Origin of the sequence: Haloferax mucosum ATCC BAA-1512, from assembly GCF_000337815.1 — an archaeon.
Taxonomy (GTDB): domain Archaea; phylum Halobacteriota; class Halobacteria; order Halobacteriales; family Haloferacaceae; genus Haloferax; species Haloferax mucosum.
On the sequence record NZ_AOLN01000010.1, the window covers coordinates 166,495 to 191,899 of the forward strand.

The window sequence follows — 25,405 nt, forward strand, 5'->3', positions numbered from 1 at the left end:
GTACATAACAAAACGCGACAATATCGTTCTACGACCATGAGTAACGGCCAGACAGGAACACTACACACACTGTTGGTCGGCCTAGACGCCGCGTGTCTCCCGGTTTTACGACCATTGTTCGACGAAGGAAAAATTCCGACACTCCATTCGATTTTCACGAACGGGACCTACGCACCCCTTGAATCACAAATCCCTCCGTGGACGGCCAGCGCGTGGCCGTCACTGTACACCGGCATGAATCCGGGGAAACACGGGGTGTTCGACTTTCTTTCATTTCAGGGACACGAGTGGAGCGTCGTCAACGGAAGCCACGTCCGCGAGCGGACGCTCTGGGAGATTCTCGACTACCACGGCTATTCGAGCGTCGTCGTCAATGCACCGGTAACCCACCCGACACGTCCATTCAACGGCGCGCTCGTTCCGGGTTACACCGCCCCCGAGAACCCGGAGGGCTACCCTGCAGGAATTGTAGACGACGTGCGCGATGCGGTTGGTGACTATCGCGTGTACCCCCGAGACCCGTCACCGGATGACGAAGCGGCGAGCGACCGCTACTGTGAACTCGTCAACATGAGAGGTGACGCGTTCCAATACCTCCTAGACCGGTTCGAGCCAGATTTCGGATTCATTCAGTTCCAACAGACAGACACCGTCTTCCACGAGCGACCCGGTGACCTCGACTCGGTTCGTGACATCTACGCCGCGGTTGACCGGCAACTCGCCGCAATTCTCGACGCGTACCGCCCCGAAAACGTGTTCGTCGTCAGCGACCACGGGATGGGAGAATACGACGGATACGAGTTCCGCGTCAACGAATTTCTCTCCCGACACGGATACGTTCGAACCGTCAACGGCGGCCAAGGGATGCCGACGTGGGCGACTGTTCGTGACTCGAAGCTCAGGGCTGGCGTGGACGCCCAGTCGGTCAAACAAGGTCTTCACGTAAAGGCGATACAACTGCTCGCCCGAACCGGGCTGACGAGCCAACGAATCGGCGCGCTTCTCGAATACGTCGGTCTCGACGAACTCGTTGCAAGTCGTATCCCCACAGCAATCATCAGCGCCGGCACCCGCCAGGTGGATTTCGAACGTTCGATTGCGTATCTCCGTTCGCGCACGGAACTCGGTATCAGAATCAACCTCGAAGGGAGAGAGCCGAGCGGTATCGTTCCGCCGGACGACTACGAGTCGATTCGCACCGAACTCATCGAACTTCTGCAAGCGGTCACGGACCCGGATGGGAACCCGGTCTTCGACGACGTCGCACCGCGCGAAGCCTACCTCAACGGGCCAAAAGAGGACGCGGCAGTCGATATCGTCCTCGTCCCGCGCAACTTCGACCAGTTCCTTTCGTCGATGCTCGCAGACCGGGTTTTCGGTGACCCCTCCGAACCGTGGAACCACAAACTCTACGGCATCGTAGCCGCAGTCGGACACGATATCGACACGGGGGCGAGTCTCGAAGGCGCGCATCTCTTCGATATCGCACCGACGATTCTCGCCGCCTTCGGCGTCGAGACCGACGACCGAATGGACGGTCAGGTGCTCCCTATCGTTGACCCGGTGGGTCAGACGGCGTACCCCGACCCCGACGTTCAGGACGTCAGCGAGACGAACAACTCTGCCGTCGAAGAACGCCTCGCAAACCTCGGATACCTCGAATAAGGCTGATACAAAATCCGAGTGGAATACACACCCACTCGTGTCTCTCTGCACTGGAACCGTGCATCTCGGGCACCTCGGCAGGTAACACGTCCAACCAGGTAGTCACACCCTCGCCAACACGTCTTCGACGTGCTTCTTTCCGAGCGCAATCGTATCGTAATCCTCCGTTCCGATTTCGAGCGTCGCCGTCCCCGACCAGTTGGTCTCTGCGAGTCCCGACAGCACCGTTTCGAAGTCGATATGTCCCATTCCGACCGGGAGATGTTCGTCACCGCCGCCGCGGGTATCGACGAGGTGGAGATGGCTGATTCGCCCGGCGTGGTCACGAATGAACCCCGCCATATCTTGTTCGTCCATCCCGGTGAGGAGTGCGTGACTCGTGTCGAACGTCATCGAGGCGTCGGAGTAGCGCTCCAGTAACGCCGGAAACGTCGTCACGTCGTAATAACTGGAGACGAGATTTTCGAGACACGGTTCGACGCCACGGTCTACCGCCGCAGGGACGAGTTCGTCTACGCTATCGTGAATGTACTCGCGGCGTTCTGCGTCGGACCAGCCGATGTCCCACGCATCCGAAGACGGATGAAACACGACCTTTGTCGCGCCGAGATCTGCCGCGAGGTCCATCCCCGCGACGAACTCGGCGACTGCCCCCTCTCGAACCGGAGTAAACGGCGACCCGGGGTCAACGGTAAATGGGAGGTGAACGACGAGATCAACTCCGGCATCTTCGAGCGCCGTCCGCATCGAATCTCGTCTGTCCGCGATTCGCTCCCGGGCGTACTTCCCGTCGAGCAGGAGTTCGATATAGTCGAATCCCTCGTCTGCGGCCCACCTGACGCTCTCGCCGAACGGCATTTCGAGACCGACGGTAAACCCGAGGTCGATATCGACTCCTCCGCCGTCTCCGCTATCGGCATTCGATTTCACGGGTTCTCGACTGGCCTCCAACCCAGTAAAATACATCGGTAAGCCATCGCAATAGCAAATAACGCTCCATCACAATAGCAAACCACTCCTCTCCGAAAACGTTGTGACGCTCAGTTTAGACGGCAACTCCCTGACTGCCGTGTTCCAGTTGACGCGTTCTACAAGACGTACCGCTCGTAGACGTGAAATAGACCAACCGTGAGTACGAGCGAACCAAACAGCCCCGGGAAAACCGCCGCCTCTTCTGGAATCCCGACCCAGTGGCCGATACTCGCACCCAGTCCAAATCCAAGCCCAACCCCGTTTAGCGCGACGAGACTTTTCGCACTGGTGTTTACGAATCTCTCTATCAGGGATACTCCTCCAAACAAGAGAAGCGACCCGCTGACCACTGCGACCAACATTTCGATGGGGTTCAACAGGAGTGTCGGTCCCGAACGAAGGTACCAGTAGGGAACCAAGGGAAGGTAGAGTACGAACAGAATTAGCAGGTAGTGAAACAACCTGACTCGAATTTTCGTCTGTTGAGTGTTCTCCGCCACACCTCGATTTCCCCGCCGCTACTATTCTCTGTTTCCCTCTCTCTTCTCTTTTCCTCGTCTCTTTTCTCTTCCTTTTTCATCTCTCTGGCTCTGTTAGAATCATTTATCGTTGATATTGTGGGGAGTCGCCCTTCCACAGGTTTTCGCGGGTCCTGTTGGAAACTCACTCCTCAGCAAATCGCAAGACGTGAGGTGGATTTCAACAGAGCCTCCCGTTTCACTCTATAGCCCGGCGTACGGACCTTCCTTCGATTCGGTCAACCGGTCTACTTGTTCGTCCGAGAGTTCGATTGTCGCGGCTTCGAGATTCTCGGTCAACTGCTCGACGGTGCGCGCGCCGACGATTGGGGCCGTCACGCCGCGTCGATGCATGAGCCACGCCAGCGCCGTTTGCGCCAGCGTCGCGTCCACCTCGTCGGCGACGGCTTCGAGTTCGTCGTGTACGTCGAAGTTCTCTGCTGTGAGATACGTCCGCTCGAACCGGCTGGATTCGGCGGCCCGCGACTCGCCGGTAAGTCCCTCTTCGCGGGTGTACTTTCCGGTCAAAAACCCCTGTCCGAGCGGACTCCACGGACAGACCGCGATGCCGTACGACCGGGCCATTCCGAGGTAATTCCCTTCGATTTCGCGGTCAACGAGGTTGTACCGGGGTTGCGCGACGGTGAATGGTTCCCATCCCGCTTCGCGGGCGATTTCGTTCGCCATTGCGACTTTCCACGCGTTCGGTCGGAGCGTCGAAGCCCCGAGATAGTGGACTTTCCCGTCTTCGACGAGTCCGTTGAGCGTCTTCATCATCTCACGTGCTGGAGTGTCGTCGTCCCAGCGGTGGATGTACAGCACGTCGATGTAGTCGGTTCCGAGGCGGTCGAGTAGCGCGTCGATTCGGTGCCGGATGTTCTTTCGGTTCGTTCCCCGACTGTTCGGGTCGCCGGGGCGAATCTGCCAGTAAATCTTCGACGCAATCGTGAACCGCTCTCGGTCTCTGTCTTCGAGCCATTCTCCGATCCAGCGCTCGCTTTCTCCGCCGCCGTACACGTCCGCAGTATCGATGAAACGACCGCCTGCGGCCTCGTAAGCGTCTAGCAACTCGTGTGCGCGGTCTGCTCCGATTTCGACGTTCCCCTGTTCGGTCTCTTTTCCGAACCGCCACGTCCCGAACTGGAGTTCGCTCGTCTGTAGCCCCGTCTCTCCGAGCGGAACGAATCCCAGTTCGATGTTTTCGAGCGTCGTCATAGCCGTCCGTAGGTACGGTAAATCCCCGCAAAAGTATTCGGTCGCCGGAAAGCACGCGGGTGACGCACGTGCGTCACTAGCCCGTCCGTCGCGTTCGGAGGCCGATTGCTGTTGGACGGATTCAGGCGTTGTTCCGAATCAGCGTTTCGAGGTCGTTGCGAACCTTGGCGACGTCCGTGGTCCGAATCGTCGTTTGGACTGTTCGCTCGTCGAGGTCACCGAGTTCGCTAAGAATTCCGCCCCGGCGATCGACTTCGACGAACAGTTCGAGCGAATCGGCGCTCGGTCGCGGAATCACTTCGAGTTCGTCGAGTGCGCCGCTGAACTCGCCCGACGTCGGACGGAACTCGAACTCCTGAATGAACCGCCGATTCGACGTGAAGTAACTGTGCGGGTCGGCCTCGCACTCGGCGCTGTGAAGCGAAAAGCCGAGCTCGTCGAGTGCGTCGAAGACCGCTTGGAGGCGCGGTTCGGGTCGGACGTTCAGATAGTCTTTGTCTTCGGGGTCAACGGCCCGCTTGATGTCGAGTTCCGTTTCGATCCACACGTCGGCGTTCCCGAGTGTGACGGGCGTCGAGTACGGAATGTCGAGCGAGACGGATCGCGTCTCTTCTTCGTCGGCTTCGATGGTAAGCCCTTCTGCGAGTGTGTACTGTTTGATGTCTACCTCTCGGTAGCCCTCGTCTGTTCGGTATCGCGTTTCCAGTTCGAACCGAACCGTCCCGATATCTTGTTCAACGGTGCCACCCGTGATGTGTACCTCTGCATCGACCGTCTCGCCCGGACGAACCGTGTCGGAGGGGAGAACGGTGTCAACGGTTGCATTGCCAATTCCAATACTTGCGAGGACCTTCTTCATTGTTGCAGACCAACGGTTTGTCCAGCGGCGTAATGTACTTAGTGGCTTTTCTGTGGCTCGGTCACACTGTGCATTATTTTGGGATCATCTGAAAAATCCGGACTATCCATATATTCTGAATTATCTGAATAACCTAAACTACCTATTACTTATTTTTCTAACTTACTAATTAGTCAGTCACGTAGGTAGCTATATATGGGGTATAGGACGGCTTAGAAACTAGGGTGTCAAAATGGGGACACGGAAATCCACCAAACTAACTAACTAACCAATTAGTTTATCACGCTGAGTTCACCTAGGTAGCGTATGGAACGAGCCGTCTACCCCGTTCAGAATAACTCCTCGAACACCGAGATGGGTCTTATCGGAACGTTCATCGTCGCAGGGTTGTTCGTCCTGTCCATTCCGCTCCTCCCGTTTATCCTCCTCGGACTGCTCAAACAGAAGCTCTCGGGCTGATCGGGACGGCCGACCGACGGCGTCTATAGAGCACTAGACTCCACATAGCCGAACGCGTTGCGAACTGTTATCCGAGTCACGGAGTAGTTGTTGGTAATGACCGATTCAGCAGGCGAGACCCCCGCGACTCCGAACGAGGAAATCATGCGGGCGACCTATCGGGCACTCCGGAAAGAGGGCTATACGAACCTCACTATCAAGCAAATCGCCGAGGAGTACGGCAAATCGACCGCCGCGGTTCACTACTACTACGAGACGAAAGACGACCTTCTCGTCGCATTTCTCAACTACCTCATCGAACTCTATGTCGATGAAATCAACCAGATAGAGACGACCGACCCACGGGAACGGCTGGAACTCTTGCTCGACGAACTGCTCTGCAAACCGAAAGACCATCTCCATCTTCTGGGCGCACTGCTGGCGATGCGAAGTCAGACACCACACAACCAGGCGTTCCGCGAGCGGTTCAAACAGAACGACGAGTACATTCAATACACTCTCAAGGCGGCGATTAACCACGGCATCGACGAAGGTGTGTTCGAGGAGCGAGACCCCTCTCACACCACGCACGCGCTGATGAGCATCATCGACGGTGGCCGAACTCGTGCGGTCGTGCTCGACGACCCGGACGAACTGGACGTAGCGAGGGAGACGGCGGCAGAATACGTCGATAGCATCGTCGCCAAAGAGCGCGTGTGACCCCGGGACCCGCTTGGGTCTGCTCCCCCCTCGCGGCACTCATTTTTACTCCCGCGTCCTATCGATTCTAGAATAGCAGACACCCACTCCACAGTTTATACACTGACAAAATATTCAACAACCTATGGCACGCGATTGTCTGGCAAAATCGCGGTCGTTACGGGTGAAAGTAGCGGTATCGGCCAAACGACGCGAAACCTTTTCAACAAGCAGACATTCTAACTACCCCGATTTGTGCTGTTCTGGGCTTTCTTGTTTGGTCAACCGACAGCCTTGCGGCGACCTACACCCTTCCATTGATAATATCAGCGACCCGTTGGCGGTCGAATAACTGGTGTTGGGTGGGGACGTCTCCAATCGAGCCAGGCCACTCGCCAAACTCGTCGGGGTACAACTGCATCGCGACTGCCTCTGCCGAAAAGAGATCGATGATCGGCCCCATGTTCGTCCCGGCCGACCGGACGAAGTTCTCGTTTTGGACCGCAGTCAACTCACTCAAAATTTCGTGGTTCTTGGCTGCTTCGAGGGTTTGCTGGAAGGAGTCGCTAGTTGCCGTCGTCAGATTATCGATGAGTCCAATGTATTCTGGGTCAACTTCGAGGAGTTCCTCGTAGCCGATTTTCTTGTACGGGACGTAAGACTCTCCTTTGAACGCACTGTTGACACCAAGCTTACGCAAGGACCTACCATCGTTTCGGACCGCGTTGATGTTCGCCGCCATCAGGTTCTTTCCTTCGATGTCGAAGTCGATGATGAATGCACCGACGGTCGGTTTGTCGTCCGGGAGACGCGACTGTATCTCGGCAAACACCTCGTCTTTGAGGGTCACCCATGCATTGTACTGTGCTTGCCGCTGGAATATTTTCGCCACCTTCTCGACGGCTTCGTACAGTGTGTAGTACGGGTCACGTCCGTACGGGAAGCGGATCATCGACCCCAATATTGGACCAATGTCGCGCTCTATCTCTTCTAGGTCGTGGTCAGTCCACCCTGAGTACCGCTTGAGAACCCGCGGGTCCATCAGGTGTACATCAGCATCGACCTCGTAGAACACTTCCTTGTCGAACCCCGAGCTTTCGGAGTCAAACAGTTGCTCTACGGAACCCAGGTCGATAGCAACCTCAGGAAGTGCTTCGTAGTATTTTAACTGCTCTTCTTCGAGGGACATCATCGCGGATGGCTTGATACCAAATGACATCGCCATATCCATCCAGGCCCCGGGAAAACTCGCGTAGGTTTCGGGTACCGTCTCGAAGGTATGTGTTCCGGCTGGTTTGACGGTCACTTCGTACGGTGTTGGATTGTCACTTTCCGTCGTCGCCCGCTCGTCCGGTGGTGTCGTAGTCGCGGTGTTACCCGACGATGAGTCGTCACTGGTGCCGAGACAACCAGCAAGTATCCCACTGCCAACGATACCGCAACCAGCCTTCAGTACATCTCTGCGACGTTGACTGCTGTCCGAGGAGTCTCTGTTTTGCATATTTTTAGGCTGGCCTAAGAATAGGTTATATGTTGCGATTCTTGACCAGTACGGGTGGGTCTGTCTCACTCTCCCCGTGATTTATTTGTAACACTATCTACCGTAGGCACCGTCTAGTTAGTGACTTCCCTAGTGGTGTTCGTCCGTCGAGCCCTTGCGGTCGTTGGACGCTATCGCATTTCACGAATTGTATGGGCCACTCGTGGACACTCACATGATTGCCTCACGGATGGTTCATCGACTCGTCGGGCTTGTACACTGTCAATCGCCGGGGCCTTGTCTTCGCTACTCGCAGGCCTCGGGCAGGTCTCCCTTCGTCGCTGGAAACGCGCGCTCGGGAGGCTCACCGTTCTGTTCGCCGTGAGCTATGTGAGCGGTCTCGGTGCCGTCAGTACGTATCTCGAAGGGACCGGGAACTTCTGGGCCGCCGCGCCATATTCTTCGTGACCGTCTTTGCGACTATCGACGCGTACATCGTCGTACCGACCGAGCACAGCGTCGCTCCGAACGGTTTCGGAGACGACGGAGTGTCGCGGTTGCGTTCATCGGTTAGAGATAGTGACTGACTCCGAAATCGTCTCGTAATCGGTTTGTTTCGCTGTGCTCCCGACGCTTTGGGTATCTCGTCTGGTTGCTCTAACCTCATTTTGAACTGAGGAGTTCGAATACATGATGTGTAACGAACTTCGCAACACTACTTGTTTCAAACTCTAATGATAAATTATAATCTATATTTTGTCTGGATAATTCCACTCTGATGCTTATCCTTTCGTATTCAATACTTGGCCTACAACGATACTACGCTGTGATTTTGACTTTGTAACGGCATCAGCCTTCGTCACAAGACCAAAATAAGCATTTTATCCGTCTATCGTCGCAATCTATCTTTGGACTCCCAATTCTCTTAACCGACACTGTGTGGCTATCTTTACTGCAGATATCAAATCTACTACCTCGACCGATTTTATCACGAATACTCTAATAATATACTCAATTCAACTTTAAATCTGTATATTGTTACTTGAATTATAAATATAACTTCTCTGCTGATTAATTCCCAAAAATAATATTGTCTATATTTCACATTTCTCACATGGTTTCTATTTTCCGCTCTTACTTAAGTGCCATTTATGAACCAGTCATATAGGGACTAAGTTTTGATTCTACGCCTGTTTCGGTTCGCGGAGCTAATTACAGATAGATAACCGTTACGGCCGTACTATTGTAATTGGGATTGAAAACACATCTACTCTCGTACTCGAAGCCCCGCGAACCGGCCGTCACTCCGGTTCTCCCTCGCGGTCTACTGTTGCTATACATATTTTCTTCGCACACGCAACTGGTTCGTTTCCACTACTGTTTTGTTGAGTGAGAAGAGAGCTAAGCTGACAATGAAGTCAGTCCCAATTCCGGGAGAAATCCTCCGAACTGACGTCTTCCTTGGCTTGACCTTCGACGAACTCGTGATTCTGGGCTCGGTCCCGCTCGTTGTTATCTTCCCCAGCCTATTCATCAAGCAGATACCGCTTTTTGCGACTCTCGGTATTGTCCTCCTGTCTACGTTGGGCGTCGCTGCCATCGTTCTCCGAACACCCGATGGACAGACCCCTCTCGAATGGGCCCCTGCGGCCCTGAGACGTAGAATCATGCCCGACACGTACTACCTAAAACCCCGAATCCGAGACCGTGATACAATCGTCTATGCAGACGTCGTCCACACTTCGGACCAAATTGTTTCGGACTCCAACCAGTCGGAACCTACGGACTCTAAATCGAACCAGAGCACTCCCACAACGCAAGATGACTGACGATAGCACTGCGGATACTTCCGCGCCTCACTCTGAAGAAACCGTATCGACATCGACGAATCGAGAACAGACACCGGCGGACGCCGGCTCAGATGATACCTCTGACGAGCACGAGAGCAAGGGTGCTTTCGAGGGCGTCCACGCAGTCGACCAGAACCTACCGGGCGGTACCGAAGACGTAGACTCCCCAACACAGCCAAAAGCCGATGTTGAGGAGGGCCTTCGTTCGGAGCCGACCGACGGTCCATCCCCTGCAAGTGACGAGGCTCAGCCCGGTGACGATGATAGTGACGCATTCACCGATGCACACGTCGGAACACTTGAGCCACCACAGCGTTCCGACACTACGGAAAAAGGGAGCCTCTCGATTCCGAACTACGCACAGGATTTGCTTGATTTCGAGTTCGTTCTCGAAGCCCACGACGAGTTCCTTCCTAACAGTGTTAATGGCGCTGGGATGGTTGTCACGGGCGAAGACGAGTTCGTCGGTATCGCGGAAATCAGCCCTCGGTCGTGGTCAATTCACACGGCCGAAAAGAAAACGGAGATCATCCAGACGTACAAATCTGCGTTCCTCGCAACACTGGATTTTCCCATTCAGATAGTGTCGTACCCGACGACATTCGACATCTCTGACCACGTCGAACGACTGAAGGACGTCACTGCGGCGGGTCGAACCCACTCGACCGATAGCCAACTGGTGACTCTCGGTCGCCAGGTGTACCCGGATTGGCTCGACCGTTTCATCAAGCGGAACGATATGAAACAACGGCAGTTCTACGTCGTCGTCCCGATCTCCGAAACACAGATCAATCAGTTTCGGAACGAAGACAGCGGTCTGTTACAGGCGGCCGCAGACGCGTTTTCACCGCTCGAACCGGTCGCAGAGTTCTTCCACGACGGAACCGAATCTAGTGTCAGCACACAACAGTGCTTACGGGAACTAGATTCGCGTCTCGACCGCGTTGCGAGCAGTCTCCACCGTCTCGACATCCGCACCACGAGACTGTCCGACCGAGACGCTGTTATGAGCGTTCTCTATCACTACTACAACAACGAACAGCCGGTCAACGGTTCGTTCCCCACGGGTCCCTACTCGGCCGAAAGCACGGACGCCCCCGACACGACTCCCCAAAATAGCAGGTAATTCTCGAATGGCTTTCACAATCACGACGCTCCAGGCTGACAGTATCGCCTCGATGACTCGGACGATCTACGACCTCTTCGGATTGAGTTGGGTAATCGAAACGTATGGAATTTGGCCTGCGTTCGGTCTCTTTGCCGGGTGTGCCATGCTTCTCAGTACGATCTGGATTGCAGTTTCGTCCCGCTCGTCATCGAGCTTCAGCATCGGTGGCGTATTACCGTTCAGTGGCGGCGTGTCTAGCGGCGCCGACGCGACGGGCGTCAACGACGAAGTCGTCGCGGAGGCGGCAAAACGCATCCAGCAGGCTGGCGAAGAGATAACCGAAGAGCGACTCGCGGACGAAATCAAGTCGGTAAAGGAAGACACACAGCGCGAACAGAGCGGAAAAACGGGCGTTATCCCCGACCGAACCGAGCGGTCTCGGACGGCGAACCTTTCGATTTCCCCCGAGCGTATCATCGAGTCGGAGAGCTATCTTAAACGGATAGGTGGACAAGGAACGGAGAAGTACGCTCGCTCACTTATCATTTCGAGCTATCCGAGTCGCGTCTCTCCGGGCTGGCTCGATGCACTGTTTACGAGCGGGCTTTCGACGAACGGTGCCGAAATCCGGGTCTCTTACCACATCTTCCCGCGGGACGCCGAAGAGATGAAACGGAAGTTGAACGTCCGTGCGACGCGACTCACCTCTCAGATTCGACGGAAGAAGAACGATGGAAAGCTCAACACTATCGAAGAAGAACAGCAACTCCAGCACGTCGAGCGCCTGCGTAGCGGCTTGACCGAAGGTTCGACGAAACTGTTCGATTTCGGGGTGTACTTCGAGGTTCTCGCTGAAGACGAAGAGACGCTAAACGAGGGAACACAGGAACTCAAACAGCTACTCTCTCAGGTCAACACAAAAGTCACGACGCTTTACGACCGCCAACTCCAGTCCCAACAGACGATGGCACCGCTCGCAACAGACACCATCCGGAGTACGCAAATCATGGATTTAGATGCGCTCGGAACGACCTTCCCGTTCACCGACCGCTCTATCGTTCAAGCCAGCGGTGTCTTGATGGGCTTCCAGCTATCGACTAATGCGCCTATCGTCGTCGATCGTTTCGAACAGTCCGGCCACAACATGCTCATCTCGGGGAAGATTGGGTCCGGAAAGTCGTACCTCGCAAAACTCTCTATGTGGCGGCGGCTGATGATGGACCCCGAAACCGAGGTGCTGATTATCGACCCAGTTGGCGGCTTTAGCGACGTCGTCGATGCCGTTGACGGCCAACGCGTCACTATCGACAGTCGTTCTCGAATCAACCCGCTCGAAATCAAACAGGTTGACGACACCAGCGCCGTCGAAGGAGACCCATACGACGACAAGATACGAAGTGTAATGGGCCTATTCGAGTCACACTTCCAAGGCAAACGCGAACTCAGTAAGGAAGAAGAGGGTGTCTTGCGCCGCGCGATACGATACGCCTACCTCGAACGCGGGATTACGAAAGACATCAGTACGCACCACCACGAAAGCCCGGTCATTCAGGACGTTCTCGACCTACTCGAACAGATGGCAAACGGGACGCCGCCGAGTGATTTCCTCGAAGTTCCCGAACACGTACGGCCCGAAATCACGACGATTCATACCGAGACGACGATCGAAGGCAAAGAGCAGGCTGACCGACTCGCGGACTACGCACACAGTGTCCTTCTCGGTCTCGAAGAGTTCAACCGAGGCGGCCAGCGCAGTAACCTCAACGGAAAAACGAACGTGAGGCTCCAAGACCGTGTCGTCCAGTTCGACCTGTCGAGCGTCGCCGACGGCTCGAACGAGGGACTCATTATGCACATCGTCTTGGACTGGCTCTTCCAGCGCGCGAAGGCGAACACCGGCAAGATGGTCGTCATGATCGACGAAGCTCACTACATGCTCGGCCACGAGCAGGCCTTAGACATGCTGAACCTGTTTGCTCGCCACAGTCGTCACTACGGAAGTGGACTGACGCTCATCAGCCAGACAGTAGACGAGTTCATGGCGAACCAGAAAGCCAAGGAGATCTACGACCAGTGTGACACCCGGGCGTTGATGCGACACCAAGACATCGGAGACGATGCCATTGAGGCGCTGAACCTGACGCCGCGAGAGCGGGACTTCGTCCTGCAGGCGCAGGCCGGAAACTCGGCGAACTACTCCGAGTCACTCCTGTACGTCACCGGTAAGGGGAAGATGCGCATGCGAGTTCTGTCGAACGACTTCGAGCACCACGTTATCGACGGCGACATGAACGTGTGGGCGTTCCTCTACGACAACGACATGGTGGGTTGGGACGCAATCCCCGAGGACGAGCGCCGGGCGGTAAAGCGGATTCTCGACGTCACCCCGTCTAGCTCGCTGTCCTGATTCGCTGTTCCGACTACTTCTTCTATTTGACAAAAACAGTTGTAGGGTTCTACTCGAAGAACCCGAAGTGACGGATGTAGAAGTACAGGAAGATGAGGGGAGAGACGAGTGCGACGGTCGAAACGAGGTCGTACGTGCGTTCGAGTAAGATGACCTCCGGGAGGTAGGTTTTGCTGGCGGTGTGTTTGTCGTAAAAGACGTCGCCAGCGGTGGTTCGCCAGTCGTCGCGTTCCGTTCGTGCGCGAATAAACGGGCCCGTCCGAGACGCGTAGAGGTCGCCGTTTTCGTTCGTCACGGCGTAGCCATCAGCGCTCGTCGATTCTGGTGTGCCGCCGTAGAGATAGACGCGTCTTCCGGTCAATGGCTCTCCCGTTTTCGGGTCTTCAACGTGGATTCGGACACGCTTTCCGTGCACGTGTTCGATGGCTATCTCCGGTTGTCTGTACTGAATCCTGTTCGTGACGTCAACATCGATTTCTTGGCCGTGAATCGTGACCATCGACGTGACCGTTTTCGGCGCGTTGGAGATGACGATTCGTCGGTATGCGACCGGCTGTTTGGGTTCGATTGAAACGTGTTTCTGCGGTATTTGGGACGTCTTGACGTTGTAGCCCTCGAAGCCGATAACGGAGGCTTCGGTCGTCGAATATTCCGTGGACGTCACCGTCGGGTTCCGGTCCACGCCGACGAGGTACGTGCGTGGGACGTGCGGGGGGTCGTGGTCAACGTCTCGGTCGTCGTTCGTGTGTTTCGTCGTTCGGTGATACTGCCGTACCGAGTAGGTCCCCCACGTTCCTGTGACGTATTGGTCGTCGCCAAGCGCAAGGTAGCTCCACAGCCGACGATTCAATAGCTGGTTACGATTGACTCCGTCGGGCCCGTGTGGACCGTCGAGTGTGAGGACGAGATGTTTCGTCTCGTTGTCCACTTCGATGACCGTCTGTTGAACGTCAAGCGAACCGGCATCGGTGACGAGGACCTCCGTCGAGTCGGTGACCTCGGTTTGTTCGAATCGGTGATTTCTGTCTCTGTCCACGTCGAACACGTCCCAACCACCGATGTCGTCCCAGTCTTTCTCGATTGCAGTCCGTGCGATTCGGACCGTGATTTCAGCGTGGACTGTCAACGTCTGCTTGTCGTTCGAAGAGAGACCTCTGTACGAGATCGTGTCGCCTCCCTCGTCGAATCGCTCTCCTTCGATTGTCACCCACCGATCGACTTTGTGGTGTAATTCGTACCGGTAACAGGTCTTGAAGCCGTCTCGGCGTACGCGTTCTGTTTCGTTGTCACCGTCGATGTCTCTGTGGGAGTATTCCCAGTCCGGGTCCGTACAGTGGTTTTCAGGTGGCATGCTCGGACTGATTCGGTAGTCGGCGTAGTTGAGGACCTTGCCCCGAGAACCGATGAGAAGCGGATAGTCGCTCTGTTGGCTGTGCCCATTCGTTCCCAATCGAGGTTGCGCACCGCCGTGGACCCCCAGCAGTGTGACGTGGGCGTCTCTGATTACCCCGCTGTCTTTCGTCTCGGACGACGGGAGCGTCCGTGACGACCGCTCGTCCGTGCTGAGTCTATCGAGGCTATCACGTTGATACTCGTAGAGCGACGTCCCGTCGATTTTGTATTGCGGTTTCGTCGTTCGGTACGTGATGTCAGACACTTTCGCGTAGGCTGTCCCCGACTCGACGTCTCCCGAGATACTCGCCGGGTTTTGTTCTTGGTCGTCGGAGTGGAAGATGCGGGCTTGTTCGTCGCTGAGGACACCGCTCGCCGAGACTATCGCTGGCGTACACAGGAGCAACGCAACAAAAAGTACGCGTATTGTTCGAGTCGTTCTTGGGCGGGTCACGGTGTGACTCGTGACTTAGCTGAGGCCGACGCCGAGCAGTCCAGTAAGGAATCGGACGGCGGTAACGACGGCGGCCGCACCGGCGACGCCGATGAACGAGTTTCGAATCCGTGTTCTTCCTTTGTCACTTTGTTCGGTGTCGGTTCCGGCGGTCATGTACTGGAAGACGCCGAATGCGCCGTTCGGCACCGCAACGAACGCGATGACTGCCGCGAGGAAGTTACCGACATCCTTCATCTGTTTTTTGAGTTCACCCTTGGCCTTATCGCCGTCGTCGTCGGCGGCGACCGGTGCCGTACAGACGAGGAGCACCGACATGAAGACCATCGCTATTTTGAGCACTCGCGCTACGCCGTGCTGTCTCTGCAAATCTGTCATATGCAACCGATATTTTCAATCACACTAATATGTTGCGAAATGTCAAAATCAGTGTATTATGTTGGCACACGACGTTCGATGGGTGCTTCGATTGTACTTTGCTCCGTCGTGTTCCCGATACAGGATGGGTGCTGGTTCAAGCCGTACGTTGCGGCTTCACGAAACGTTGACACTCCAACTATCTCGATACCATCGACTGCGACCCCCTGTCCGGCCGGAACGAGGAACGTCGTCACATTCCGCTGTCGCGCATTTTTCGCTTTCTCCAGTACTCGGTCTACCTGTACGACGGTTCCGTCGCTCGATAACCCGCCGGTGACCGCGACGCTCTCGTTTAACTCGACACACTCGTTTGTGGCCGCAAACCCGAGTGCTAACGACAGTGCCGCACTTCCCCCACCGACTATCTCCCACGATTTCGGCGGCGACACGTCAACGACCGCCCCTCGATACCGTGGCGGATGCTTGCTCGCTTCGGCGGTCTCCCACGCGGTTCGCATCGACTGCTGAACTGCCGCCGTGTGCGAGACACCATCGACATTGAGGTACAGTCCGTCTGTCGGCACCGATGCGACTCGTGCCGGAACGGCTATCGCTTCTCCTCGACCCTTGTCGTATGCGTACAGCGATACGTGTTCCTGCGTTCCGCTCGCTGTCGTTCCGCTCGCACCCGCGAACACGGCGATCTCCTGTTGGTCTTGTTCGACACCTTCGATGCGACGTTCGATCGACGCGCTCCTGTGATCGACGGCGGCCGTCCAACTGAGGTCGATAAGCACGAGTGCGACGAGTAAGACGATAAGTGCGCGAGTTCTCGCTTCCATCTCTCGGTAGATACCCACGTTGTCCCTGGGATAGAATATGTTTTATATTTCCATTTTCCAGTACGCTGTAGAAGCTTTCATTCAGATGAGTAGCCGCTCTCCCCGCTTCATCGACGAGGCACACGGCCTGTGGAGCGTCGCCGCCAGTTGCATGGCTCTCGTCCAGATCAGCATTCCCGACGTTTCCGAAGTCATCCGCGGTGCAATCAAGTGGCTCCTCGTCAACACCGTCGAAGGGATTCTCGATGCGCTCACGATTATCTTCTCGTTCGGGTTCGAAACGTTCCTCTTCTATCCGAACCCCGCCACAGTCCCCATCCTCGACACCATCTGGAAGCTATCGCTCGGCGCGTACGCGGTCCTCGCGGGTCTCTCGTTTCTCTACATACTCCTCATATCACAGTACTTTCCGGGGACCGACGCCGCCGACCTGCAGTACCACTTAGAGCAGACGACGAAGTACTTCGTCGTCGTCTTCGTCTCCAGAGAACTCATCGCGTTCTTCGCCGCGTTCACAAATACGCTCGCTGGAGTCTACTATCGATCTTCCTACGACCCAAGCCTCGGCGTTTCGATGATTCGACAGAGCATGGACTCCATGACGATTTTCGTCGGGTTTCAGTGGGGACTCCTCGCTTCGATTCTGCTTTTCATCGCCGGCGTCGGTCTCATCTTACTGCTCGTCGCTCGTATGCTCATTATCTTCACTACGTACGCGCTCCTGCCGCTCCTCCTCGGCCTCAAGCTCGTCGAAGTCGGGCCGTGGAGTCGTCTTAACGACCTCGGTGAGAAATTCATCACCACCAGTGCGAAACTCATGCTGTACGGTCTTTTCGTCACCGCGCTCATCTGGACGAGCACGCTCCTGACCGGACTGGGTACATACGACCCGCCGTCCGATGGTTCGTTCGCCGGTGGTGAATCACTCGATGCCACCGCTCCAGACGCCGCCTTTGCCGCCTCCAACCCGCTCCCCACCGTGCTCAAAGATTTCTTCTTCCTCGTCACGCCGCTTCTCATCATCGACTTCGTCGGCTTCCAACTCGTGATAGAACTCATATGACCCGAACAACCGACACCACCAACCGTATCCGGTCGCCTCTCAGTGAACCCTCCCGTTCAGAGACAGCCGACAGTGCCGCGTCCGGAGGACACACACGGAACCACGCCGCGTTCTTCCTCCTCGTCGGCATCAAAGGTCCCATCAAAGACGTCATCAACCAACTCTTTTTCGGCCTGTTCGATCTCATCGTCGGTCTCCTCTCCGACATTCTGAGAGAATTCATTTATCTCAACCCACAGCACCTTCGCGCCGTCGAGGGCGTGTACGAGCTTGGAATCTTCTTTTTCTTCGTTATCGTCGCCCTCTATGGCACCGCGATGCTCGGTCTGTTCGAACTGTTCCCCAGCACCGAGCGAACGGACCCGATTCGCTTTGCCGCCCGCGCGCTCGCGGCCACGACGTCGATCTGGATTGTGAACCCGCCCGGGTGGGGTCCGAACCTCCTCGATAGAGGTGCGTTCGCGGCCGCCTTCGTCGTCGCCAACGAGTTGTCCGACCTCTATCTCGACGAACTCGGCACGGGAATCTCGTTTCAGAGTGACCAGATTGCGAACGCGCTTGGTGCGCCGTTCGTCATCTTGGGAGCCGGCTATCTCATCGGTGGGACGATACTCACTGCCGAACTCGTTCTCCTCATCCTTCTGTTGATGCGGCAGGTCATCGTCATTGCGACCTACGCTCTTTACCCAGCGCTCATCGCGCTCTGGATAGCCGACAGCGGCCCGATGAAGTACGGACAGAAACTCTCGTCGAAGATGTTCCAGACGTGTATCACGCTCATCGCGGGCGGTGTCATTATCTCCGCAGTGTTTGCTGTGGGGATGGGACTGCTCACGGAGACCAGTCCGTTTTTCGCTGGTGGGGTTCCGTCGAGTACCACCACTGACGGTGCTCCCGTTGCCAACGGTGTTTTCGCCACTCCGAACCCGGGAGACGTCGTGATGAACTTCCTCCTGAAAGCGCTCATCGTCATCGTCGTCCTTGGCTTACCGTCGTTGATGCTCGTGCAGATGCTTGGCTCCGTGGGAAGTGCACTTTCGAGTGTTGCACAAGCGGGTGCGGCGGTGGCAACGAGCGGGGCGAGTCTGTCGGCGTCCGTCGCCAGTCAGGGAGCCAAAACTGCCGCCAAACAGGTCGGTAAACAGGGCTTACGGAAGGGATTACAATCGACGGCGCAGATGGGTGCGTCGAAGGCGAAAGCGGGCGCGAAAAAGAAAGTCAAACAGACGACCTCTCGACTAAAGAACACTGCAACTGACCTCGAACCCGCTCCGGTCGCCGCGAACACCAACCGACACGCACCCGCGGCGGAAGACGAAGATGAAGAAGAGCGGCGACGCTGAACCGTTTGAGTCAATGTAACATGACAGCACCCCTCCGCATCCAACTGTCAATAAAAGATTAAATAGGGTGAGAAAAAACGGCTGATAGATGCTCGCTGGGGCCGCAGTTGCGCTCGGTAGACGGCTTACCGATAGCGTTGCGGCCGCCGCCTTCCCACTGGTCATCGACTTCGGTATCAAAGATGTCCTCAAGTGGTTCAACAGACGGATACTGAATGCGGTCTTCACACTGGTCGAACTCCTCTTTTCGAGCGTCGTCTCCGAAATGCTCAAACTGCATCCGAACGAGTTGACCAAACTCTCCGAGATATACGACCTCTCGACGGTGCTTTTTTTCACGCTTCTCACCCTCTATGGGCTTTCGTACCTCGGTGTCTTCCAACTGTTCCCACAAAACCAACAGACTGACCCGTACCGGTTCATATCTCGGGCCTTCGCGGCGCTCATGGCTCTGTTGGTCGTGAACCCGCCGGGAGAGTCGTCGTTGTTCTCGAAGGGGGTATTCGCGTGGGCGTTCACGATATCGAACGAGAGCATCGACCTGTTCTTGAAAGGGGTTGACCTCACTGTCTCCCTTTCGGACAACCCCGCCGGGGGACTCGAAGGGACGGTTCCACCGTCTGTCATGCTCGTTCTCGGCATCGTCATCCTGTTGGTCGTCGTCGTCTCGCAGATACTTCTGCTCGTGATGCTCGTCGCCCGGCAGATTCTCGTCTACTTCACCTACGCGTTGTTCCCACTTCTCATCGTGTTCTGGGTTGCCGACGCTGGTCCACTCAAGCACGCGAAGAATCTCTCGGAGAAGTTGTTCAAGGCGACGGGGATGCTCATCCCGGGTGGCGTCCTCATCGCCGGTATCTTCGCGGTCGGCATGAAGTTCACGTCGGGGACGCTCAGCACGTTCAGCGGAGCGGTAACCGCGGCGGGCGTCGATGCGTCGTTCGCATCCAGTCCGGTCCACGAGGTTATCTCGCTTTTGATGCCGCTTCTTACGGTTGCCTCGGTGGCGTTGTTGACGAATATGCAACTGTTGCAGTGGTTGTCCGGGGCTGGACTCGGGAATCTCCCGACTCCCAGTCCGGGGCAGGCACTGAGCGGTTCGAAGAATGCGGTTTCGAACTTGCGGAGCGGTTCGATTTCGGGTGGGATGGGCAGTGGTGGCACCAATCCTGGCGGCGTCGTCGCCCAGGCCAGGGAGACTGGACAGCAAGCGGCCCAGCGCATACCGTCCGACCCTTCGGGTCCGATGATGACTGCTGCCGCTGGCGGCGGGAACGACCTCGATAACGTGAGCGTGGCCGACGGTTCCGACGACGTGGACTTCGATGACTTCGGGGGCTTCGACCACCCTGGCTTCGACGACATAGAGACCGATCCGGACAAACCGGGGTACTCCGCTCACGACATGGAGACGGGCGAGACCAGCACCACCGACGAGTACACTATGGTGGACGCTCGGCGCGATGCCGCTGCCGAAACCGATGGCTTCACATCTGATGGGTTCCGTTTCTATGCTGACGACCCGACCGATGCACAGCGTGACTTGCGAGACAAGCGTGCTCGGCAGCACTACATGGAGAAGAGTGAGGACTTCAGCGAACTCAGCATCACGGACTTCACGGAAGAGGAGTTCATGAACCTCACGGATGACCAGCAGAAGCGGCTCGAATTCCGTGACCATCAGCCCGATAGTCCGGCAAGCAAGATGCTCAAAGAGATGGTTAGTCCGGCGGCGGGGATGGCAGTTGGTGCTGTTCTCGGGGCTTCAGGCCTTGCCACAGCCAGCATCGGTGGTTCAGCTCTGGCTGGTGCGGTGACAATTGCTGGGAAAGGTGTCGTTGCGAGTACCGCGAAAGAGACGCTCAACAATGGTGCTCGTAGTGGACTCAATCACGTCGGGGCCGTCTTTGGAGATGGGCTTAAATCAGTTGGTGAAGGAGTAACAGACCGCCTTGGCATTAGAAACAGTAGTAGCGACAGTACCGATAGCTCGAGTAATGCATCAAAAGACCACGAGAAATACGAATGAACATGGAAGCTAACCTCCTCGGCTACGACGACGAAGACTGTGGATTCGAAGTCTTCGATGAGAATAATAATCGACATGTTATCTCTGTCGAATGGGATGGTTCAATTGGACAACACGCGACTAAGGATTACCCTCTGAAACGCGAGGACCGGACGCAGGAAGAACAACGTATCATGAGCCAAGTGGAGGTCCGGGCGAGGTATGCGGCCCAACAAGAGTTTCCAGATGCGGATATTCTACTTCCGATGTGGGATATAGAACATTTGGAGGCTGGGCTTGAAGCGCTCGTGAACTACCCACTGGATGAGTTTCATCGGGAATTCCGGGATTTCTACGAGGCACTTCGAGACCCCGGTCAGTTCATCACTGACTCGGACTTCGACCCGGAGATGGTCAAAGCGTTTAAGATATATCGCTTCCGGGATGGCGAAATTCTGGATATCTCGCCCGTTCTCGTTCGTCATCTTACGGGAGGGAACACGGCGGACGATTACGGCCCGAAACCAGACTACCCGGAAGACGAACTCATCAGTTGCTGTCTTCCGAATATGGAGTTCGTAGACTACTTCGACTACGAAACACAGATGCAAGACTTGGTTGTGGGTCACGTTGTCGCCCAGATTCGGGATTTATATCTTCATATGGGTGAGATGCCACCGGAAGAGTACCAAGTTGAGGGGATTGGGAAGCTCGACATCAACGGCGACGGGATTGGCGATAACTAATTCGGTCAATACTACATCGAAACGAGTGAGGACTTCACGGAAGAGGAGTTCATGAACCTCACGGATGACCAGCAGAAGCGGCTCGAATTCCGGGAGAGCCAGAGCCAACAGCCCGACCATCCAGCAGTCAAGATAGACGATTCCTGAGATAGTATGTTGGAAAAATTTCAATACTGTGTGTCATAATAGTGTCTGGTAGTTGATTGTTGTTCCTATGTTGTCTGAGATAGTAATTTATACCCTAATTTGTGAATTTTATTGGTGCGTCTCCATGAAGTTGTGTTGAAATATGTGTTCTAGTCCGATTAAACGGAGATACGAGCAGAGCTATTGTCGGTTCTAACACACTGGATTATCCACAATAATTTTCGAATTATTGGTTTCTATCTCAGCGAAAAAACGGCTCTCCAGCCCGAACTGCTTTGCAATAAATGGACATTACTATCGTTCAAAAGGTCAAACTTGGCGGATACTCTGTAAACGACACACACCGAGAGATAGCCGTCGAATCACGTCACGTAAACGCGCCCTTCGACTTCGTACAGATAGCCTTTGTTGAGGAGTTCGTCGATAGCGTCGGCGTCTTGCTCGGCGGCTTGTAACTGCTGACGTGCGTCTGCCACGGGCATTCCCGAGTCGTGTTCGCGGATGAGCGGCTGTAGATGCTCGAAGGCTCGTTTTGCTTGCGGAGATAGTGGCGTGTGTCCACCCTGTTCCGGAGTCATCGAATCTTCTACCGTCCCGCACGGCACCCCGGGTAAAGAATGTGGGTGTCGAAACAACTCGTACGCGCCGTGCCACCGCCGAACCATCCTGTTTTTTAGCTCTATTTATCCCCTGTCGATACGCGTGCCGCTGTTCCTGTCGGTAGCGTTCCTATCCTTCGTTCTCTACGTATCCTTCACGTCCGGTTTGGTCTCTCGTACGAACGACTTCACCGCCGTCGCTAGGCGCTCCGGGGCCGATTCGGTTGCGATGTGTCCTACTCCATCGAGTTCGACGAAGCGACTCTCGGGTAGGCGTTCGTGTACCTCGCTCGCCGCGTCTCGGAGTCGGTTCGAACTTCGTTCCCCGGAGACCACGAGCGTCGGCACGTCTACGTTAGGCTCGCTGTCGAGTTCGTACGCTTCGACTTGGTAGTTTTCCCGGATGACGGTCTCTGTGAGGTGCGTGTTCGCCTCTTCGGGCCACCAAGGCAACGTTTCGACGGTCGGAACTCCTCCTGCATCTTCGATAAACAGCCGCAGTGCGTCTTGTCGCTCTCCAGCGTCCAGCCGGGCTTGCATTCGGTCGGCTAAGTCGTCGCCTCTGTGCTCACCGACCAATAGCGCGGGCTCGTACAACACGAGTCGGTCGAGCGAGAGCGTCGGTGCCGCCGCGAGCGCGACGAGTCCGCCGAAGGAGTGACCGAATATCGTCGGCGTCCCATCGACGGCTTCGACGAGAGCGCGCACGTCTGCGACTTCCCGGTCGAGACTGTAGCCGTCGCCGCCGTTATCGCCGCTGTCTCCGCGTCCCCGTCGGTCCGGGATGTACAGACTGAACTCCTCGGCAAGATGGGGTCGGATTGTGTCCCAACTTCGCCGCGTCGCGGACGCTCCGTGAAGGAGTAGCATCGGTGGTCCGTCTCCAGTTCGTTCGTACGCAATCTCGGTTCCATCAGCCGATGTGACTGTTTTCGGGTCCATCGTTGGACCTACAAGTTCGAGTTCGTCTCGGCTAACCCTGTCTCTCAGCTGTTCGGCCGTTTATATACGGGGTCTCCGCTCGCGGCTCATTCGGGCAACGGTGGCCACGTCAAGCCGACATTCGTCTCGATAAGATGCGTCTGTGCGCGGCGAATGCGCTCGGAGAGCGAAGAGGCGGTAATCCCGAGTTCGTTTGCAACCTCGTCGAGCGATGTCTGTCGCGGAATCTCGAAGTAACCCATCTCGTAGGCGGTTCGAAGCGCTTCGTGTTGGCAATCGGTAAGTCCCGCTCCTGGCGTTTCGGCCTCGTCGTCTCGGGTGAGTCGTCGGAGTGTGAACGCGCCGTTTCGGTGCCAGAACGCCCGAAACTCCTCGACGGTTTCCCTGTCGGCGAACCACCCGCTTTGAATCCAGCCGGTTTGCGTGACGCAGATACGGTCGATGAGCGACTCCGTCGCGGCGAGCGCCCGCAAGTTCGAGAGGTCGTCGATACACTCACCGAGTTGTTCGTCCATGCTGACCGCCGGTTCGATTTGGTAGCGTCGGGTCTCTCTTGTTCGCCCGACGAGTGTGTACTCGCCGACGAACGGCGCCGACTCGAAGGCGTTCTCGACCGATTCGACTGTGCCGCCGGTCACGTGGACGATGAACAACGTGTATCCGCCGTGATTCGGTTGCATCCTGACTTCGAGCGTCGCGTCGGGCACTGCCGCCGCGACTGCGACGAGCGGCAACGACTCGCACGTAATCTCGTATTCGGCGACGAAACCCATAGACTCCGGTCGCCCTCCCGCATTGATGACTGTGGTGATTCGTGAGCGTCCCGTTCGCACCGCTCCAACTTACCCCTGTGACTTCACGATGTCGGCCGGTGTGAAAAGTGAGATGTCGTCGCGCTCTGCGGCGGTCGCTTGCAACCCCTCGGAGAACCCGGACCGGCAGAAACAACAGTAATGGTACGACGGGTCACCACCGCCCGGAGGCGTCCACGCGACCTGCGACGCGCTTCGTTCGAGGTCGGCGAGGTCTCCTTCGTGCATCTGCCGGGTCGTGTATTTACACTCTCCGGCGACGAGCGTTCCGTCACCTGCGAGCCCGACGACGTCGAGTTCGTGTTGTTTGTGCCACCAGTAGCCGACGCCGCGGTACGTCTTTGGAACCAGTCGCGGGAGCGCGCGCTGACAGACGATTTCGAACATCGCACCCATATACTCCGAAAAGGACGGTGCGACCAGTTCGTCGTAGGCGTCGTCGCCGAGCTGTGTGAGCGGCCCCTCTTGACCGTAGACGTAGCGGAACCAAAACCGAAAGAGCGGCTCGTTCAGTCGATACCGGCTCTTTCGCGTCGCGTTGGGATTTTCGGTTATCGGGATGTCTCGCGTAATCAGGCGGAGTCGCCGAAGCTTTGCGAGGTACGTCCCGAGCGAGTTCGAACCGACGCCGGCGAAATCCGCTATTTCGCCCGTTTCGCGTTTCCCGGTGGCAATCGCCCGCAAAATCGTGTAGTACGTCTGTGGCTCTCGGATGCCGAACTCCGTGCGCAACAGGAACTCTGGTTCGTTGTGGAGGACGCCGTGTTCGGACAGAATCTGCGACTGGATGTTTTCGGCCAACGACGCGTCGGGGTCGAGCGCGCGCAAGTAGTACGGCGTTCCGCCGAAGACGCCCCACGTCTCGACAATCGTCTCCGGGTCGGCATCGGGATAGAACTCCTGTGCGTCGGTGAGGTGTAGCGGTGGCAGGTCGATTGTCCCGGTTCGTCGTCCGTACAGCGGACTTCCGCCGCTCAACACTTTCTCTTCCATGACGCTGATCGACGACCCGACGAGCACCAACGTCACTCCCGTCGATTCGAGGTGGAGGTCCCAGACGCGCTGGAGTTTCGAAGGGAGTGCGTCGTCCGATTCGATGAGGTATGGAAACTCGTCGAGTACAACGATTGCGTCCTGCCGCCCGAGTGCTCGCAAAAGTGCCTCCCAGTCCCGCTTGATATCTTCGACGACGGGAAACGTCTCGCGCGCCGTTTCGACGAAACTCGACAGTTGCACGTCCGATGTTTCCTCGGTTGCCTGCCAGTAGACCGCATCGTCGCGCTCTCGAATCGCTTCGCGGACGAGCGCGCTCTTACCGAGTCGCCGTCGCCCGTACACGACGAGGAACTCCGCTGTATCGCGGTCGAACCGCGACCGCAACAACGCGAGTTCGTCGCTTCGGTTGACGAAACGCGGATGGCTCATAGCTGGCCTTCGCGGGGACGGAAGATAATCCTTCGGAATAGCTAAATCGTGATTTTACTAA

At 56.4% G+C, this 25,405-nt stretch carries 21 protein-coding genes; 9 read left to right on the forward strand and 12 right to left on the reverse strand.

All coding sequences use genetic code 11. From position 1 onward, the window contains the following. The first annotated feature begins 36 nt into the window (after positions 1–36). A complete protein-coding gene (locus C440_RS06405) occupies positions 37–1,665 on the forward strand; it encodes an alkaline phosphatase family protein (RefSeq protein ID WP_049915443.1) in 1,629 nt (542 codons plus the stop codon). Between the two features lie 102 nt (positions 1,666–1,767). On the opposite strand, the gene C440_RS06410 is transcribed toward C440_RS06405, so the two are convergent. The 4 genes from C440_RS06410 to C440_RS06425 form a co-directional block, all read right to left on the reverse strand. Next, positions 1,768–2,595: a sugar phosphate isomerase/epimerase family protein gene (locus tag C440_RS06410; protein ID WP_008319435.1), complete on the reverse strand. Its 828-nt coding sequence runs from the start codon at positions 2,593–2,595 to the stop codon at positions 1,768–1,770. Between the two features lie 158 nt (positions 2,596–2,753). Continuing rightward, entirely contained in the window at positions 2,754–3,137 is a 384-nt protein-coding gene (locus C440_RS06415) for a hypothetical protein (protein WP_008319437.1), read from the reverse strand. A 222-nt stretch (positions 3,138–3,359) separates the two neighbouring features. Continuing rightward, a complete protein-coding gene (locus tag C440_RS06420; RefSeq protein ID WP_008319439.1) occupies positions 3,360–4,370 on the reverse strand; it encodes an aldo/keto reductase in 1,011 nt (336 codons plus the stop codon). A gap of 121 nt (positions 4,371–4,491) precedes the next feature. Beyond that, a complete protein-coding gene (locus tag C440_RS06425; RefSeq protein WP_008319441.1) occupies positions 4,492–5,229 on the reverse strand; it encodes a sporulation protein in 738 nt (245 codons plus the stop codon). Between the two features lie 306 nt (positions 5,230–5,535). Here C440_RS06425 and C440_RS17690 point away from each other — a divergent pair, with 306 nt between their 5' ends. Further along, the gene (locus C440_RS17690; protein ID WP_008319443.1) at positions 5,536–5,688 is read left to right on the forward strand and encodes a DUF7535 family protein; all 153 of its coding nucleotides are present in this window, start codon (positions 5,536–5,538) and stop codon (positions 5,686–5,688) included. A 96-nt stretch (positions 5,689–5,784) separates the two neighbouring features. After that, the gene (locus C440_RS06430; protein WP_008319445.1) at positions 5,785–6,387 is read left to right on the forward strand and encodes a TetR family transcriptional regulator C-terminal domain-containing protein; all 603 of its coding nucleotides are present in this window, start codon (positions 5,785–5,787) and stop codon (positions 6,385–6,387) included. A gap of 283 nt (positions 6,388–6,670) precedes the next feature. Here C440_RS06430 and C440_RS06435 read toward each other — a convergent pair whose 3' ends face one another. Then, a complete protein-coding gene (locus C440_RS06435) occupies positions 6,671–7,867 on the reverse strand; it encodes an ABC transporter substrate-binding protein (protein ID WP_049915447.1) in 1,197 nt (398 codons plus the stop codon). A gap of 1,800 nt (positions 7,868–9,667) precedes the next feature. On the opposite strand from C440_RS06435, the gene C440_RS06445 reads away from it, so the two are divergent. Both C440_RS06445 and C440_RS06450 read left to right on the forward strand, forming a co-directional pair. Continuing rightward, entirely contained in the window at positions 9,668–10,822 is a 1,155-nt protein-coding gene (locus C440_RS06445; RefSeq protein ID WP_008319459.1) for a hypothetical protein, read from the forward strand. 7 nt (positions 10,823–10,829) lie between these two features. Continuing rightward, positions 10,830–13,211, forward strand: coding sequence for a VirB4 family type IV secretion system protein (locus C440_RS06450; protein WP_008319460.1), 2,382 nt, complete (start codon positions 10,830–10,832; stop codon positions 13,209–13,211). A 49-nt stretch (positions 13,212–13,260) separates the two neighbouring features. Here C440_RS06450 and C440_RS06455 read toward each other — a convergent pair whose 3' ends face one another. The 3 genes from C440_RS06455 to C440_RS06465 form a co-directional block, all read right to left on the reverse strand. Beyond that, entirely contained in the window at positions 13,261–15,009 is a 1,749-nt protein-coding gene (locus tag C440_RS06455) for a hypothetical protein (RefSeq protein WP_008319463.1), read from the reverse strand. 63 nt (positions 15,010–15,072) lie between these two features. Then, complete coding sequence (locus C440_RS06460) at positions 15,073–15,435, reverse strand: hypothetical protein (RefSeq protein WP_206537075.1); 363 nt, start codon at positions 15,433–15,435, stop codon at positions 15,073–15,075. Between the two features lie 56 nt (positions 15,436–15,491). Beyond that, positions 15,492–16,277, reverse strand: coding sequence for an ATP-dependent protease La (locus C440_RS06465; RefSeq protein WP_193788393.1), 786 nt, complete (start codon positions 16,275–16,277; stop codon positions 15,492–15,494). Positions 16,278–16,344: 67 nt separating this feature from the next. On the opposite strand from C440_RS06465, the gene C440_RS06470 reads away from it, so the two are divergent. The 4 genes from C440_RS06470 to C440_RS06485 all read left to right on the forward strand — a co-directional run bounded on the left by C440_RS06470 (position 16,345) and on the right by C440_RS06485 (position 21,419). Further along, positions 16,345–17,322: a hypothetical protein gene (locus tag C440_RS06470; protein WP_008319470.1), complete on the forward strand. Its 978-nt coding sequence runs from the start codon at positions 16,345–16,347 to the stop codon at positions 17,320–17,322. Then, positions 17,319–18,665: a hypothetical protein gene (locus tag C440_RS06475; RefSeq protein WP_008319471.1), complete on the forward strand. Its 1,347-nt coding sequence runs from the start codon at positions 17,319–17,321 to the stop codon at positions 18,663–18,665. Before C440_RS06470 ends, C440_RS06475 begins: the two co-directional genes overlap by 4 nt. A gap of 88 nt (positions 18,666–18,753) precedes the next feature. Next, on the forward strand, positions 18,754–20,694 hold the full coding sequence (locus C440_RS18040; RefSeq protein WP_008319474.1) for a hypothetical protein: 1,941 nt from the start codon (positions 18,754–18,756) through the stop codon (positions 20,692–20,694). A gap of 2 nt (positions 20,695–20,696) precedes the next feature. Further along, positions 20,697–21,419 (forward strand): hypothetical protein, encoded by a 723-nt coding sequence (locus tag C440_RS06485; protein ID WP_049915449.1) that lies wholly within the window; start codon positions 20,697–20,699, stop codon positions 21,417–21,419. Between the two features lie 509 nt (positions 21,420–21,928). Here C440_RS06485 and C440_RS06490 read toward each other — a convergent pair. The 4 genes from C440_RS06490 to C440_RS06505 all read right to left on the reverse strand — a co-directional run bounded on the left by C440_RS06490 (position 21,929) and on the right by C440_RS06505 (position 25,344). Beyond that, positions 21,929–22,144 carry a hypothetical protein gene (locus C440_RS06490; RefSeq protein ID WP_008319477.1) on the reverse strand — a complete coding sequence of 72 codons (216 nt, stop codon included), beginning with the start codon at positions 22,142–22,144 and terminating at the stop codon, positions 21,929–21,931. A gap of 165 nt (positions 22,145–22,309) precedes the next feature. After that, positions 22,310–23,107, reverse strand: a complete 798-nt coding sequence (locus C440_RS06495; RefSeq protein WP_008319479.1) for an alpha/beta fold hydrolase — start codon at positions 23,105–23,107, stop codon at positions 22,310–22,312. Between the two features lie 86 nt (positions 23,108–23,193). After that, a complete protein-coding gene (locus tag C440_RS06500; protein ID WP_008319482.1) occupies positions 23,194–23,880 on the reverse strand; it encodes a helix-turn-helix domain-containing protein in 687 nt (228 codons plus the stop codon). 69 nt (positions 23,881–23,949) lie between these two features. After that, positions 23,950–25,344: an ATP-binding protein gene (locus C440_RS06505; protein WP_008319484.1), complete on the reverse strand. Its 1,395-nt coding sequence runs from the start codon at positions 25,342–25,344 to the stop codon at positions 23,950–23,952. Positions 25,345–25,405 lie beyond the last annotated feature (61 nt).

Excerpts from the sequence above, each read along its gene's own strand:
- C440_RS06405 (WP_049915443.1), top strand. The coding sequence starts at position 37 with ATGAGTAACGGCCAGACAGGAACACTACACACACTGTTGGTCGGCCTA.
- C440_RS06420 (WP_008319439.1), bottom strand. The coding sequence starts at position 4,370 with ATGACGACGCTCGAAAACATCGAACTGGGATTCGTTCCGCTCGGAGAG.
- C440_RS06425 (WP_008319441.1), bottom strand. The coding sequence starts at position 5,229 with ATGAAGAAGGTCCTCGCAAGTATTGGAATTGGCAATGCAACCGTTGAC.
- C440_RS17690 (WP_008319443.1), top strand. The coding sequence starts at position 5,536 with ATGGAACGAGCCGTCTACCCCGTTCAGAATAACTCCTCGAACACCGAG.
- C440_RS06430 (WP_008319445.1), top strand. The coding sequence starts at position 5,785 with ATGACCGATTCAGCAGGCGAGACCCCCGCGACTCCGAACGAGGAAATC.
- C440_RS06435 (WP_049915447.1), bottom strand. The coding sequence starts at position 7,867 with ATGCAAAACAGAGACTCCTCGGACAGCAGTCAACGTCGCAGAGATGTA.
- C440_RS06445 (WP_008319459.1), top strand. The coding sequence starts at position 9,668 with ATGACTGACGATAGCACTGCGGATACTTCCGCGCCTCACTCTGAAGAA.
- C440_RS06450 (WP_008319460.1), top strand. The coding sequence starts at position 10,830 with ATGGCTTTCACAATCACGACGCTCCAGGCTGACAGTATCGCCTCGATG.
- C440_RS06460 (WP_206537075.1), bottom strand. The coding sequence starts at position 15,435 with ATGACAGATTTGCAGAGACAGCACGGCGTAGCGCGAGTGCTCAAAATA.
- C440_RS06470 (WP_008319470.1), top strand. The coding sequence starts at position 16,345 with ATGAGTAGCCGCTCTCCCCGCTTCATCGACGAGGCACACGGCCTGTGG.
- C440_RS06475 (WP_008319471.1), top strand. The coding sequence starts at position 17,319 with ATGACCCGAACAACCGACACCACCAACCGTATCCGGTCGCCTCTCAGT.
- C440_RS18040 (WP_008319474.1), top strand. The coding sequence starts at position 18,754 with ATGCTCGCTGGGGCCGCAGTTGCGCTCGGTAGACGGCTTACCGATAGC.
- C440_RS06485 (WP_049915449.1), top strand. The coding sequence starts at position 20,697 with ATGGAAGCTAACCTCCTCGGCTACGACGACGAAGACTGTGGATTCGAA.
- C440_RS06490 (WP_008319477.1), bottom strand. The coding sequence starts at position 22,144 with ATGACTCCGGAACAGGGTGGACACACGCCACTATCTCCGCAAGCAAAA.
- C440_RS06495 (WP_008319479.1), bottom strand. The coding sequence starts at position 23,107 with ATGGACCCGAAAACAGTCACATCGGCTGATGGAACCGAGATTGCGTAC.
- C440_RS06500 (WP_008319482.1), bottom strand. The coding sequence starts at position 23,880 with ATGGGTTTCGTCGCCGAATACGAGATTACGTGCGAGTCGTTGCCGCTC.
- C440_RS06505 (WP_008319484.1), bottom strand. The coding sequence starts at position 25,344 with ATGAGCCATCCGCGTTTCGTCAACCGAAGCGACGAACTCGCGTTGTTG.